Raw genomic sequence first — 13,022 nt, 5'->3', positions numbered from 1 at the left:
GGGGAGGGGTGCGGGCCCGGCCATTGAACCTCCGAGCCTATTGAGTTCCAGGGCGGTACGGGAAGGGGCGTCAGGGGGCGTATCCGGCGGCACCTGCTTTAGCTACCCGAGCGCACATGCACGTACTCGGTCGGAATGACCGGTTCCCCGCGCGACAGCTGGGTCGCCGACAGCGGCAGGTTGGCGCGCGCGGCCGTATGCCGGTCGCGTACGACGTCCAGCGGCTCACGCGCCACCACGTCACCGCCCTTGACCAGCTCGACCAGCAGCTGCCGGTCCGCCAGCTCGGCCGGCACCGACCCCGTGCCGACGACCTCGGCCTCCGCGATCCCGTCCGCGTCCAGGCGCCGCGCGGCCCACTTGCGGCCGCCGATGGACGTCTTGCCGCCGCTGGACTTCTTCGCGACGGGCACCAGCGGCGCCTTCGGATCGGCGGACTCGGCACGCGCGACCAGCTTGTACACCATCGAGCAGGTCGGATGCCCGGACCCGGTCACCAGCTGCGTACCGACGCCGTACGCGTCCACGGGCGCCGCGGCCAGCGAGGCGATGGCGTACTCGTCGAGGTCCGAGGTCACGATGATCTTCGTCTTGCCGGCGCCCAGCTCGTCCAGCTGCTGCCGCACCCGGTGCGCGACCAGCAGCAGGTCGCCGGAGTCGATGCGCACGGCGCCCAGCTCGGGCCCGGCGATCTCGACGGCCATCCGCACGGCCTCGGCGACGTCGTAGGTGTCCACGAGCAGGGTGGTGCCCCGGCCCAGCGAGTTCACCTGGGCCTGGAAGGCGTCCCGCTCGCGGTCGTGCAGGAGGGTGAAGGCGTGGGCGGAGGTGCCGACGGTCGGGATGTTGTAGCGGAAGCCGGCCGCCAGGTCGGAGGTGGAGGCGAAGCCGCCCACGTACGCGGCGCGGGAGGCGGCGACCGCGGCGAGCTCATGCGTACGCCGGGCGCCCATCTCGATCAGCGGGCGCCTCCCGGCGGCCGAGGACATGCGGGAGGCGGCCGCGGCGATCGCGGAGTCGTGGTTGAGGATGGAGAGGATCACCGTCTCCAGCAGCACGCACTCGGCGAACGACCCCTCGACCCGCATGATCGGCGACCCCGGGAAGTACACCTCGCCCTCGGGGTAGCCCCAGACGTCACCGCTGAAGCGGTAGGAGGCGAGCCACTCGAGCGTCGCCTCGTCGACGATGCCGTGCTCGCCCAGAAAGCCCAGGACGTCCGTGTCGAAACGGAAGTTCTCCACGGCGTCCAGGACGCGCCCGGTGCCCGCCACCACGCCGTAGCGCCGCCCTTCGGGCAGCCGCCGGGTGAAGACCTCGAAGACGCTTCGCCGTTCGGCCGTACCGGCCTTGAGGGCGGCCTGCAGCATCGTGAGCTCGTACTGGTCCGTGAAGAGCGCCGTCGAGGGAACGTCCACCGGCAGCCCAAGGTCCGCTGTGTTCATGGCAATGGATGCTACACCCCTTCGCGTCAGTGTGACGATTTGTGGGGCCCGTGGCAGCATGGGCTGTGTGACGTCACCCGCTCCCCTTGAGATCGAACGGACCGAACCGGCGGAGGAGGTCTTCGCCGTACCCGAGCCGGACGTCCCCTGGGTCACGATCGTCCACAACGACCCGGTCAACCTCATGAGCTACGTGACGTATGTCTTCCAGACGTACTTCGGCTACACCAAGGACAAAGCCACCAAGCTCATGCTCGATGTCCACCACAAGGGCCGGGCGGTCGTCTCCAGCGGCACTCGCGAGGAGATGGAACGCGACGTGCAGGCGATGCACGGCTACGGCCTGTGGGCCACCCTCCAGCAGGACCGGAAGTAGCGACTCAACCTGATGCCAGGACACTTCGAACCGCTCCCCGGCGGCGGCGCGGCCGTCGCGCTCGACGACGTCGAGATCTCCATCATCCGGTCGCTGGCCGTCCAGCTCCTGGAGCTCGTCGGACCCGGCCCCGGCGAGGACGCCCCCGACGACCCGCTGGCCGAGCTCTTCGCCGAGGGCCCCAGCGAGCCCCCGAAGGACCCGGTGCTCAAGCGGCTCTTCCCGGACGCCTACAGCGACCCGGAGGGCACCCCCGGGCCCGCGGAGGCCGAGGAACAGAAGGCGCACTCCGCCGAGTTCCGCCGCTACACGGAGAACGACCTGCGCGCCGCCAAGCGCGAGAGCGCCCTCGCCGTGATCCGCTCCCTGGACCTGCTGACGCCGGGCGGCGACGGCGGCGCGGTCCTCCAGCTGTCGGCCGAGGAGTCCCGCCAGTGGCTGGGCGCCCTCAACGACCTGCGCCTGGCGATCGGCTCCCGCCTGGAGATCACCGACGAGGACGACACCGACCTCCTCTACCGCCTCCCCGACGAGGACCCGCGCAAGCCGATGGTGATGGCGTATCTGTGGCTGGGCGGCCTCCAGGAGACGCTCGTCTCCACGCTTATGCCCTGACTCACCCTTATGTCCTGACTCGCGGGGATTTCGCGTTCGCTCAGAGGACGCTCAAATCCGGATAACGATCACGTCACCGCTACGGCCGACTGTGTCCGTTTTCTGTCTCGTCTGTCCCCTTTTTCTTGTGTGATGCGCCACATGTCGCGCAGCCGATCAATATTGCGGCCGTGATAAATCTTCACGACCGCCCGGCGAACACCACCCATGTTTCGGCCGGGTGCGCCACCGAGCCGGCGGATCGCCGGCCAGGCACAACGCTCCATCAATCCGGGGGGATCGAGATCCGATCCGGGGCCGACGAGAGGCCCGGGTCGGAATGGAGAAAGGCGCACCACCACATGACCTCCGCTCAGGTCGGTACGGACAACGCCCCCGAGGGGGCCGAAGAGGGGTACGAGCGCGGGCTCGGCAGCCGCCAGGTCCAGATGATCGCGATCGGCGGCGCCATCGGCGTCGGCCTCTTCCTGGGCGCCGGGGCGAACATCGCCAAGGCCGGCCCCAGCCTCATCTTCATGTACGCCCTCGCAGGCGTGATCATCTTCTTCATCATGCGGGCGCTCGGCGAGCTGCTCCTCTACCGCCCGGTCTCGGGCTCCTTCGCGGAGTACTCCCGCGAGTTCCTCGGCCCGTTCTTCGGCTACTTCACCGCCTGGACGTACTGGCTGATGTGGGTCGTGACCGGCATGGCCGAGCTGACGGCCGCCGCGATCTACGTCCACTACTGGTTCCCGCACATCCCGCAATGGGTGACCGCCCTGGTCTTCCTGGTGATCCTCTTCGGGGTCAACCTGATCTCCGTGAAGCTCTTCGGCGAGCTGGAGTTCTGGTTCTCGATGGTCAAGGTCACCGCCCTGATCGGCATGATCGTGATCGGCCTGGGCGTCCTCACCTTCGGCTTCAGCGCCGCCGGTGACACCGCCTCCGTCGCCAACCTCTGGCAGTTCGACGGCTTCTTCCCCAAGGGCGTCGGCTCGTCCCTGATGACCCTGCAGGGCGTCATGTTCGCCTACCTCGCCGTCGAGCTGGTCGGTGTCACGGCCGGCGAGTCCGAGAACCCGGAGAAGACCCTCCCCAAGGCGATCAACACCCTGCCCTGGCGCATCGCGCTGTTCTACGTCGGCGCGCTCACCGTCATCCTGTGCGTCGTCAAGTGGACCGAGTTCCACGACGGAGTCAGCCCCTTCGTGAAGGCGTTCGCGCTGATCGGCATCCCGGCCGGCGCGGGCATCGTCAACTTCGTCGTCCTGACCGCGGCCCTGTCCTCCTGCAACTCGGGCATGTACTCCACGGGCCGCATGCTGCGCACGCTGGCCGACAACGGCGAGGCCCCGCGCGCCTTCTCCAAGCTGTCGGCCTCCAAGACCCCGGCCCTCGGCATCACCGTCTCCGTCGCCTTCATGGGCATCGGCGTGGTCCTCAACTACATCGTGCCGGAGAAGGCCTTCGGCTACGTCACCTCGGTGGCCACCGCGGCCGGCATCTGGACCTGGCTGATGATCCTGATCAGCCACGTCCTCTACCGCCGCGCGGTCGTCGCGGGCCGCCTGCCCGCCTCGTCCTTCCCGGCACCGGGCGGCGCGGTGTGCTCGTACATCGCCATCGTGTTCCTGGTCTTCGTCACCGGCCTGATCGCCTACGACGCCGACTCCCGCATCTGCCTCTATGTGATGGCCGGCTGGGCGGTCCTGCTCGGCATCGGCTGGGGGATCCTCAAGGCGAGCAACCCGCAGGTCACCCAGCGGCGCGAGCCGGAGCTGGAGAAGGTCGGCTGACCCCGCTCCATCCTGTTCGGCATCCGGGCCGTTCCGTACCACCCATTGGTACGGAACGGCCCTTCTGCTTGGCCTGAAGTCCCCCCTGCTTATCCTGACGAACATGCTGACCATCACCCAGGCCCTCGTCGACCGGATCGTCGCCCACGCGCGCAAGGACCACCCCGACGAGGCGTGCGGCGTCGTCGCGGGCCCGGCCGGTTCGGATCGCCCCGAGCGGTTCATCCCGATGCTGAACGCGGCCATGTCGCCCACGTTCTACGAGTTCGACTCGGGCGACCTGCTCAAGCTCTACCGCGAGATGGACGACCGCGACGAGGAGCCGGTGGTCATCTACCACTCCCACACCGCGACCGAGGCCTACCCCTCCCGCACCGACATCTCCTACGCCAACGAGCCCGGCGCGCACTACGTCCTGGTCTCCACCGCGGACACCGACGGCCTCGGCGACTTCCAGTTCCGCTCGTACCGGATCGTCGAGGGCGAGGTCACGGAGGAGGAGGTCAAGGTCGTGGAGTCGTACTGATATCGACCTGATCTCGACCCCTGGATGAAATTCGTCCGGAATGTGAGATCACACTCCGGGACCGGGACCGGGAATCGATACGATGAGCCCATGGTTTTCCACGACGTGAGCGACAAGACGCCGGGCATGCTGCTCGTGGCGCGGCTGCACGTCGACCTGTGCAGGCTGCAGAGCGCCATCTGTACGCGCTGACCCCTGCCGCCGTACGGCCGTGAGCCGCGGCGCCGCAAGCACCACATGCTTTACTGCGCTGCCGCGCGCCCACCGACTGACCACTCCCGACAGGAGCCCTGAGCCATGGCCATCGAGGTCCGCATCCCCACCATCCTTCGCACCTACACCGACGGCCAGAAGGCGGTGGAGGGCAACGGGGACACCCTCGCCGAGCTCTTCACCGACCTCGAGACCCGGCATGCGGGCATCCAGGCCCGCATCGTGGACAACGGCGAGCTGCGCCGCTTCGTCAACGTCTACCTGAACGACGAGGACGTCCGCTTCCTCGAGGGCATCAACACCAAGGTCGCCGACGGCGACAACGTCACGATCCTGCCGGCCGTGGCCGGCGGTATGGCCTGATCCGCATGCGCTACGACTCTCCGCTGGCCGCGGTGGGCAACACCCCTCTGGTGCGCCTGCCGCGGTTGTCGCCGTCCGAGGACGTCCGCATCTGGGCCAAGCTGGAGGACCGCAACCCCACCGGCTCGGTCAAGGACCGGCCCGCCCTGTACATGATCGAACAGGCGGAGAAGGACGGCCGTCTGACCCCGGGCTGCACGATCCTGGAGCCCACGTCCGGCAACACGGGCATCTCGCTCGCCATGGCCGCGAAGCTCAAGGGCTACCGCATCGTGTGCGTGATGCCCGAGAACACCTCCCAGGAGCGCCGCGACCTGCTCGGCATGTGGGGCGCGGAGATCATCTCCTCCCCGGCGGCGGGCGGCTCCAACACGGCGGTCCGGGTGGCCAAGGAACTCTCGGCCGAGCACCCGGACTGGGTGATGCTCTACCAGTACGGCAACCCGGACAACGCGGGCGCCCACTACGCGACGACGGGCCCCGAGATCCTCGCCGACCTCCCGTCGATCACCCACTTCGTGGCAGGCCTGGGCACGACGGGGACACTCATGGGCGTCGGCCGCTTCCTGCGCGAGAACAAGCCGGACGTCAAGATCGTCGCCGCGGAACCGCGCTACGACGACCTGGTGTACGGACTCAGGAACCTCGACGAGGGCTTCGTCCCCGAGCTCTACGACGCGTCGGTCCTCACCACCCGCTTCTCGGTCGGCTCGGCGGACGCCGTCACCCGCACCCGCGAACTCCTCCAGCAGGAGGGCATCTTCGCGGGCGTCTCGACGGGCGCGGCCCTGCACGCGGCGATCGGCGTGGGCAACAAGGCGGTCAAGGCGGGGGAGTCGGCCGACATCGTGTTCGTCGTGGCGGACGGCGGCTGGAAGTACCTGTCGACGGGCGTCTACACGGCGGCGACGACGGAAGAGGCCATCGAGACGTTGCAGGGGCAGCTCTGGGCATGAGCAACCCCCTGTTTTTTAGGGGCGCGGGGAACTGCGCGACCAGCCACAACGGACCCGTAGACGAAGAACCGGCCTCCTAGCGGAGCGTCACGTCGCCAGGTGACGGACCTGGTCCCAAAGGACCGGGTCCACCACACCCACCCGCCGGCGGAATTCCCACACCGGCACCTCACGAAGCTCATCCGTCTCAAGAAAACTGGCGCGTCCCTGCGCGTCACCCACCGCACCGGGGGGCAACGGGATCACCCCGGCCCGCTCGTCGTGGTACCTGCTGGTGATCTTCGCGACGACCGCCCGCTCCCCGTGCACCACCAGCACCAGACAGGGCCGGTCCTTGTTGCCCGGCCTGTCCTCGTACGGAACGTTCGCCCACCAGATCTCCGCAGGCTTGGGCCGCCGGCGCCCACCCCGCGCGCCCGGTCGACCCGGCGGCCGCGTCCGGCGCCCCGCGGGCCGCCGCCCCCGCCCCCAGCCGTCGACGAGCGTGGCGACCAGCGCGAGCAGTATCACCGCCGCGAGCGCGAGCCACCATGACGTGTCCATACGAAGACGTTACCGGCGCACGATCAGCCCCGCGCGCCCTCTGCCGAACCCGTGCTCGCTCCCCCACGCCTCACCCGCCCCGCATCCAGCCGAACCGGTGACACCACAGGTGAGTTCGCCCACAACAGCCCTTGCCGGAGGAGCGACCGGACGTTTTGCGCCTTACGCTCGACGGACCGCACGACCCCCGTCTCCTTCCCAGAAAAGTTCCCGCCAGCGGAGGTTTCTGCTTCATGAAGCTCACCGTCGTCGGTTGCTCGGGGTCGTTCCCGTCCGCGGAATCGGCCTGCTCGAGCTACCTCGTAGAGGCCGACGGCTTCCGGCTGCTCCTCGACATGGGCAACGGCGCCCTTGGCGAGCTGCAGCGCCACTGCGGTCTCTACGACCTCGACGCGATCTTCCTCAGCCATCTGCACGCCGACCACTGCATCGACATGTGCGCCTACTTCGTGGCGCGCTACTACCGGCACGACGGCGGCCGCTGCGACCCCATCCCGGTCTACGGCCCCGAGGGCACCGAGCACCGGCTCACCACCGCCTACGCCGACACCCCCACCGCCTCCTCCATGAGCGAGGTCTTCGACTTCCACACGGTCAAGCCGTCCACGTTCGAGATCGGCCCGTTCACGGTGCACACGGAGCGCGTGGCCCATCCCGTGGAGGCGTACGGCATCCGCGTCGAGCACGGCGGGACGTCGCTGACGTACTCCGGCGACAGCGGCATCAGCCCCGCACTGGACGAACTCGCCCGCGACACCGACCTGTTCCTGTGCGAGGCCGCGTTCACGCACGGCAAGGAGAACATCCCCGACCTGCACCTCAACGGCCGCGAGGCGGGCGAGACGGCGGCCCGGGCGGGCGCCCGGCGCCTGGTCCTGACCCACATCCCGCCGTGGACCGACCCGCAGATCAACCTGGCCGACGCCCGCGCGGTGTTCGACGGCCCGGTGGAACTGGCGGCGCCGAGGCAGTCGTACGAGATCTGAGGCAGTCGTACGAGATCCAGCGCACCGAACATGCGGAAGGCTCCCGGAACCAAGGTGTTCCGGGAGCCTTCGTGCAGTGCGGGGCGGGCCTACTTGGCCTCCGCCTTCTGCAGTTCCGCCAGTTCCTCGTCGGACTCGCGGCCCGGCGTCGGCAGGTTGAAGCGGATGATCGCGAAGCGGAAGATCACGTAGTACACGACGCCGAAGCACAGGCCCACCAGGATCAGACCCAGCGGGTTGGTCGCGATGCCCCAGTTCAGGCCGAAGTCCACCACGCCCGCCGAGAAGCCGAAGCCGTCCTTCATGCCCAGCGCCCAGGTCAGCGCCAGCGAGACACCGGTGAGGACCGCGTGGATGGCGTACAGGACCGGCGCGATGAACATGAACGTGAACTCGATCGGCTCGGTCACACCCGTCACGAACGACGTCAGCGCGATCGAGAACATCATGCCGCCGACCACCTTGCGGCGCTCCGGACGGGCGCAGTGCACGATCGCGAGACAGGCCGCCGGCAGACCGAACATCATGATCGGGAAGAAGCCGGTCATGAACTGGCCGGCGGTCGGGTCGCCCGCCAGGAAGCGCGCGATGTCACCGCTCTTGCCGTGGTAGTCGCCCGCCTGGAACCACGGGAACGAGTTCAGCAGGTGGTGCATGCCGATCGGGATCAGCGCACGGTTGGCCACACCGAAGATGCCGGCGCCGACCGCGCCCGAACCGACCAGCCACTCACCGAAGTTGTGCAGACCCGTGCCGAGGACCGGCCAGATGTAGCCGAAGACGATGCCGATGACCAGGCCCGCGAAGGCGGAGAGGATGGGCACGAGGCGGCGGCCGCCGAAGAAGCCCGCCCAGTCCGGCAGCTTGGTGCGGTAGAAGCGCTGGTAGAGCAGCGCGACCACGAGACCCATCACCACACCGCCGAGCACCTTGGCGTCGACCGGCGCGTTCACCATGACGACCTTGCCGTCGACGGCCGTCGCCACCTTCGGCAGGTTCTTGTCCGTGAACGTGGCCAGCACGTTCTTGAAGACCAGGTAGCCGACGACCGCGGCCAGCGCCGTCGAGCCGTCCGACTTCTTGGCGAAGCCGATCGCGATGCCCACGGCGAACAGCAGCGCCATGTTGTCGAGGATCGCGTTGCCGCCCGCCGCCATGAACCCCGCGATCTTCGTGAGGAACGTGGGGAAGGACGGGCGTCCGAGCATGTCCGTATTGCCCAGCCGCACCAGGAGGGCGGCGGCGGGCAGGACGGCCACCGGCAGCATCAGGCTACGGCCGATACGCTGGAGTACAGCCATCGCGCCGGGGCCCTTCTTCTTCTCGGCCGCGGGAGCGGCGCTGGCCGTGGTCACAACTTCCTCCAGGGGGCAGGACGCCGCCCGGGGACAGGGGAAGAGGATGGCGGCGTCGGTGGTCTGAACCACTCAGTGGTGTAGACCTGTGGTGTAGACCTGTTGTAGCACGATGAAGGCCGGATAAGGAACCCACTGTTTTCCAGTCCGTTATCAGCCCTTCGCGACGCCCGGTTTCAGGCCCGCCCAAGGGAGATCGCGGTGGGGGCCTGCAAGGGTTGGCGACCGCCTGCCCGCTGGTGTAGACCAGTTACGGGCGATATGGCTGCTGTGACGTCATCCTTCGGTACGCACGACGCAATCGCTCGCGAAGTTGAGCCAACGTGCGTGAGGAGACAGAAATGGCCAGCAAGGCTGAGAAGATCGTTGCCGGGCTCGGCGGCATCGACAACATCGAGGAGATCGAGGGCTGTATCACTCGGCTGCGCACCGAAGTCAGCGACGCCTCACTGGTCAACGAAGCCGCACTGAAAGCCGCCGGCGCACACGGCGTCGTCAAGATGGGCACCGCCATCCAGGTCGTCATCGGCACCGACGCCGACCCCATCGCAGCCGAGATCGAAGACATGATGTGAGCCCCCGGCTCACTCGGATCTGAGCCCCCGGTTCACCGAAAAGGGCCCCCATCCCACCGCGGGAGGGGCCCTTTCCGCCCATGCGGCTAGGCTCATCGCCATGTCTCGAATCGACGGCCGCACCCCCGAACAACTCCGCCCGATCACCATCGAACGCGGCTGGAGCAAGCACGCCGAAGGCTCCGTACTCATCTCCTTCGGCGACACCAAGGTCTTCTGCACCGCCTCCGTCACCGAAGGCGTCCCCCGCTGGCGCAAGGGCAGCGGCGAGGGCTGGGTCACCGCCGAATACTCCATGCTGCCCCGCGCCACCAACACCCGTGGCGACCGCGAATCCGTACGCGGCAAGATCGGCGGCCGCACCCACGAGATCAGCCGCCTCATCGGCCGCTCCCTGCGCGCGGTCATCGACTACAAAGCACTCGGCGAGAACACCATCGTCCTCGACTGCGACGTGCTCCAGGCCGACGGCGGCACCCGCACCGCGGCCATCACCGGCGCATACGTGGCACTGGCCGACGCCGTCGCCTGGGCCCAGGGCAGAAAGCTGATCAAGGCCGGCCGCCAGCCCCTCACCGGCACCGTCTCCGCCGTCTCGGTCGGCATCGTCGGCGGAATCCCCCTCCTCGACCTCTGCTACGAGGAGGACGTCCGCGCCGACACCGACATGAACGTCGTCTGCACCGGCGACGGCCGCTTCGTCGAGGTCCAGGGCACCGCCGAGGCCGAACCCTTCGCCCGCGAGGAGCTCAACTCCCTTCTCGACCTTGCCATTTCCGGCTGCGCAGAACTCGCTGTCCATCAGCGCAAGGCACTTGATACGGTCCTCGAAAAGTAAAGGACGCACCAAGGGGAACGACGGCCGGAGGCAACCCCGCCGCCCGCACCCGCGTCCCTACGAGTGCGGGCGCACGGCACACCAACGTGCGCCCGACCAGTACGGGGGGCCTCGCCACGGGGCCTGGACAAGGGAGGGACCACAGTCATGGCCGTGAGCCGAGGCCGCCGCAGGAGCCGTAGTCGCCGTATTGCCATTGCTCTCACCGCGGTGGCGGCCGTCGGACTGACGGCCGGACTGACCACCGGCTGCGACGCCGTCAACAAGGCCATGGACTGCGTCCAGACCGCCGACACCATCGCCGACAGCGTCACCAACCTCCAGCAGGCCGTCGAAAACGCCTCCAACGACCCCACCCAGCTCGACCAGTCCCTCGCCTCCATCGACAAGAACCTCGACAAGATCGGCGACAAGACCGACAACGCCGACGTCAACAAGGCGGTCGACGACCTCAACAAGGCCGTCGCCAACGTCCGTACGGCCATCAAGAACGGCGACAACACACCGGACGTCAGCCCGGTCACGGACGCGGCGGGCGAACTGACGAAGGTCTGCACCTCGTAACGGACGGCACGCGGGGCCCGCAATACTGGTCCCCATGACGCGCTTGATCCTCGCCACCCGCAACGCCGGAAAGATCACCGAGCTCAGGGCGATCCTCGCCGAAGCAGGACTCACTCATGAGCTGGTCGGGGCGGAGGCCTACCCCGACGTCCCGGACGTCAAGGAAACGGGCGTGACGTTCGCCGAGAACGCCCTCCTCAAGGCCCACGCCCTGGCGCAGGCGACCGGCCTGCCCGCCGTCGCGGACGACTCGGGCCTGTGCGTCGACGTCCTGCACGGCGCACCGGGCATCTTCTCGGCCCGCTGGGCGGGCAAGCACGGCGACGACCGCGCCAACCTGGAACTGCTGCTGGCTCAGCTCGGCGACATCGCGGACGAACACCGCGGCGCCCACTTCGCGTGCGCGGCGGCGCTGGCGCTGCCGGACGGCAGGGAGCGGGTGGTCGAGGGCCAGCTGCGGGGTGTCCTGCGGCACGCTCCGGTGGGCACGAACGGCTTCGGGTACGACCCGATCCTGCAGCCGGAGGGGGAGTCGCGGACCTGCGCGGAGCTGAGCGCCGAGGAGAAGAACGCGATCAGCCATCGGGGGAAGGCGTTCAGGGCGTTGGTGCCGGTGGTGCGGGAGTTGTTGGGCTGAGACGCATACGGAAACGGCCTGCGCATCGATCCTTCGATTCGCAGGCCGTTTATGTGCGGCGGAAGGGATTCGAACCCTCAAGCCCGATCAAGGGCCACAGATCCTAAGTCTGCTGTGTCGCCATTGCACCACCGCCGCTAGCCGTCTGCCATCGTACCGGCAGTCGCTCGCGGCCTTTTGCCTCCCCTGCACCAGGTGCTGGTGGTGGCATGGCAGTTGGGGCACAGCAACCGCAGGACGTAAAGCGGCCCGCACCAGGTCGCCCCAGTGCGAGCCGCTCGGTCGGCGGAAACGGACCCTCAGATGCCCAGGTCCTTGATGATCTTCGCTACGTGTCCCGTCGCGCGGACGTTGTACAGCGCCCGCTCGACCTTGCCCTCCTCGTCCACGATCACCGTGGAGCGGATGACGCCCATGTAGGTCTTGCCGTAGTTCTTCTTCTCGCCGTACGCGCCGTACGCCTCGGTGACGGTCTTCTCGGGGTCGGCCGCGAGCGTGACCTTCAGGGACTCCTTCTCGCGGAACTTGGCCAGCTTCTCCGGCTTGTCGGGGGAGATGCCGATGACGTCGTAGCCGGCGCCGGCCAGGACGTCGAGGTTGTCCGTGAAGTCGCAGGCCTGCTTGGTGCAGCCGGGCGTCAGGGCCGCCGGGTAGAAGTAGACGATGACCTTGCGGCCCTTGTGGGACGACAGGGTCACGTCGTTGCCGTCGGCGTCGGGGAGGGTGAAGTCGGGGGCCACGTCCCCGGGCTGGAGTCGCTCGCTCATCGGACCAGCGTAACCGGGGGTCCTGACAGTGCACCGGCGGGCAGAACTGACAGACTGTCCAGAACACCATCAGCAGACTTCGGAGGCCGTACGGTGGCGGACACGTCGGACACCAGAACCCCGGCGCAGATCGAGGCGGACATCAGGCGTCGCCGCGAAGTGCTGGCCGAGACGCTCGACGAGATCGGGGTGCGGGTGCATCCGAAGACGATCGTCGGGGATGCCAAGGCCAAGGTCGTGTCGAATATTGATCACACTCTGGGGCGGGCCTATGTCGGGGTCAACAAGGCCGTGAGTGATGTGAAGGCACAGTTCGTGGACGAGGAGGGCGCGCCGCGCCTGGAGCGGATCGTGCCCGTCGCTCTCGTCGCGGTGGGGCTCGTGGGGCTGCTGGCCCTGGGTTCGCGGCGGCGGAAGGGCTGACCCGGCGGCGTACGGACGCGGCAAAGGCAGGTAGGTTCAGGGGCGTGAGCGCCAACAGAAACGAG

17 protein-coding genes and 1 tRNA gene are annotated in these 13,022 nt (G+C 68.3%); 13 read left to right on the top strand and 5 right to left on the bottom strand.

Annotation, left to right across the window (positions count from 1 at the left end):
- Positions 1-98: 98 nt before the first annotated feature.
- A complete protein-coding gene (locus ACFY10_RS07080) occupies positions 99-1,445 on the bottom strand; it encodes a nicotinate phosphoribosyltransferase (protein ID WP_390664001.1) in 1,347 nt (448 codons plus the stop codon).
- Between the two features lie 58 nt (positions 1,446-1,503).
- Between ACFY10_RS07080 and clpS the strand changes: the two genes are divergently transcribed.
- The 7 genes from clpS (at position 1,504) to ACFY10_RS07045 (ending at position 6,269) form a co-directional block, all read left to right on the top strand.
- Complete coding sequence (gene clpS, locus ACFY10_RS07075) at positions 1,504-1,821, top strand: ATP-dependent Clp protease adapter ClpS (protein ID WP_390664000.1); 318 nt, start codon at positions 1,504-1,506, stop codon at positions 1,819-1,821.
- 12 nt (positions 1,822-1,833) lie between these two features.
- Positions 1,834-2,436 carry a DUF2017 domain-containing protein gene (locus ACFY10_RS07070; RefSeq protein WP_390663999.1) on the top strand — a complete coding sequence of 201 codons (603 nt, stop codon included), beginning with the start codon at positions 1,834-1,836 and terminating at the stop codon, positions 2,434-2,436.
- A gap of 341 nt (positions 2,437-2,777) precedes the next feature.
- A complete protein-coding gene (locus tag ACFY10_RS07065; RefSeq protein WP_390663998.1) occupies positions 2,778-4,211 on the top strand; it encodes an amino acid permease in 1,434 nt (477 codons plus the stop codon).
- A gap of 103 nt (positions 4,212-4,314) precedes the next feature.
- On the top strand, positions 4,315-4,737 hold the full coding sequence (locus ACFY10_RS07060; RefSeq protein ID WP_390663997.1) for a Mov34/MPN/PAD-1 family protein: 423 nt from the start codon (positions 4,315-4,317) through the stop codon (positions 4,735-4,737).
- A gap of 90 nt (positions 4,738-4,827) precedes the next feature.
- Complete coding sequence (locus ACFY10_RS07055) at positions 4,828-4,929, top strand: putative leader peptide (RefSeq protein ID WP_311736770.1); 102 nt, start codon at positions 4,828-4,830, stop codon at positions 4,927-4,929.
- 105 nt (positions 4,930-5,034) lie between these two features.
- Positions 5,035-5,313 carry a MoaD/ThiS family protein gene (locus ACFY10_RS07050; RefSeq protein WP_390663996.1) on the top strand — a complete coding sequence of 93 codons (279 nt, stop codon included), beginning with the start codon at positions 5,035-5,037 and terminating at the stop codon, positions 5,311-5,313.
- A gap of 5 nt (positions 5,314-5,318) precedes the next feature.
- Positions 5,319-6,269, top strand: a complete 951-nt coding sequence (locus tag ACFY10_RS07045) for a PLP-dependent cysteine synthase family protein (RefSeq protein ID WP_390663995.1) — start codon at positions 5,319-5,321, stop codon at positions 6,267-6,269.
- A gap of 87 nt (positions 6,270-6,356) precedes the next feature.
- Here the strand turns inward: ACFY10_RS07045 and ACFY10_RS07040 are convergent, their stop codons facing one another.
- Positions 6,357-6,812 (bottom strand): type II toxin-antitoxin system PemK/MazF family toxin, encoded by a 456-nt coding sequence (locus ACFY10_RS07040; RefSeq protein WP_390663994.1) that lies wholly within the window; start codon positions 6,810-6,812, stop codon positions 6,357-6,359.
- 233 nt (positions 6,813-7,045) lie between these two features.
- Between ACFY10_RS07040 and ACFY10_RS07035 the strand changes: the two genes are divergently transcribed.
- Positions 7,046-7,798, top strand: a complete 753-nt coding sequence (locus ACFY10_RS07035) for an MBL fold metallo-hydrolase (protein WP_390663993.1) — start codon at positions 7,046-7,048, stop codon at positions 7,796-7,798.
- 89 nt (positions 7,799-7,887) lie between these two features.
- Here ACFY10_RS07035 and ACFY10_RS07030 read toward each other — a convergent pair whose 3' ends face one another.
- Positions 7,888-9,153: a PTS transporter subunit EIIC gene (locus tag ACFY10_RS07030; protein WP_390663992.1), complete on the bottom strand. Its 1,266-nt coding sequence runs from the start codon at positions 9,151-9,153 to the stop codon at positions 7,888-7,890.
- A gap of 341 nt (positions 9,154-9,494) precedes the next feature.
- Between ACFY10_RS07030 and ACFY10_RS07025 the strand changes: the two genes are divergently transcribed.
- The 4 genes from ACFY10_RS07025 to rdgB all read left to right on the top strand — a co-directional run bounded on the left by ACFY10_RS07025 (position 9,495) and on the right by rdgB (position 11,767).
- Positions 9,495-9,728 carry a glucose PTS transporter subunit EIIB gene (locus ACFY10_RS07025; RefSeq protein ID WP_126900498.1) on the top strand — a complete coding sequence of 78 codons (234 nt, stop codon included), beginning with the start codon at positions 9,495-9,497 and terminating at the stop codon, positions 9,726-9,728.
- A 100-nt stretch (positions 9,729-9,828) separates the two neighbouring features.
- Positions 9,829-10,566 carry a ribonuclease PH gene (gene rph, locus ACFY10_RS07020; protein WP_390663991.1) on the top strand — a complete coding sequence of 246 codons (738 nt, stop codon included), beginning with the start codon at positions 9,829-9,831 and terminating at the stop codon, positions 10,564-10,566.
- 147 nt (positions 10,567-10,713) lie between these two features.
- Entirely contained in the window at positions 10,714-11,130 is a 417-nt protein-coding gene (locus ACFY10_RS07015; protein WP_390663990.1) for a hypothetical protein, read from the top strand.
- 34 nt (positions 11,131-11,164) lie between these two features.
- Positions 11,165-11,767, top strand: a complete 603-nt coding sequence (rdgB, locus tag ACFY10_RS07010) for an RdgB/HAM1 family non-canonical purine NTP pyrophosphatase (RefSeq protein WP_390663989.1) — start codon at positions 11,165-11,167, stop codon at positions 11,765-11,767.
- A 54-nt stretch (positions 11,768-11,821) separates the two neighbouring features.
- Here rdgB and ACFY10_RS07005 read toward each other — a convergent pair.
- Together ACFY10_RS07005 and bcp are read right to left on the bottom strand one after the other, a co-directional pair.
- Positions 11,822-11,905, bottom strand: a tRNA-Leu gene (locus ACFY10_RS07005).
- 161 nt (positions 11,906-12,066) lie between these two features.
- Complete coding sequence (gene bcp, locus ACFY10_RS07000; RefSeq protein ID WP_390663988.1) at positions 12,067-12,534, bottom strand: thioredoxin-dependent thiol peroxidase; 468 nt, start codon at positions 12,532-12,534, stop codon at positions 12,067-12,069.
- A gap of 93 nt (positions 12,535-12,627) precedes the next feature.
- Between bcp and ACFY10_RS06995 the strand changes: the two genes are divergently transcribed.
- On the top strand, positions 12,628-12,957 hold the full coding sequence (locus ACFY10_RS06995) for a DUF3618 domain-containing protein (protein WP_390663987.1): 330 nt from the start codon (positions 12,628-12,630) through the stop codon (positions 12,955-12,957).
- Positions 12,958-13,022 lie beyond the last annotated feature (65 nt).

This window comes from Streptomyces sp. NPDC001401 (assembly GCF_042895385.1).
GTDB lineage: Bacteria > Actinomycetota > Actinomycetes > Streptomycetales > Streptomycetaceae > Streptomyces.
The sequence above is the reverse complement of the archived record's forward strand: the minus strand, read 5'-3'. Positions and strand labels throughout refer to the sequence as shown.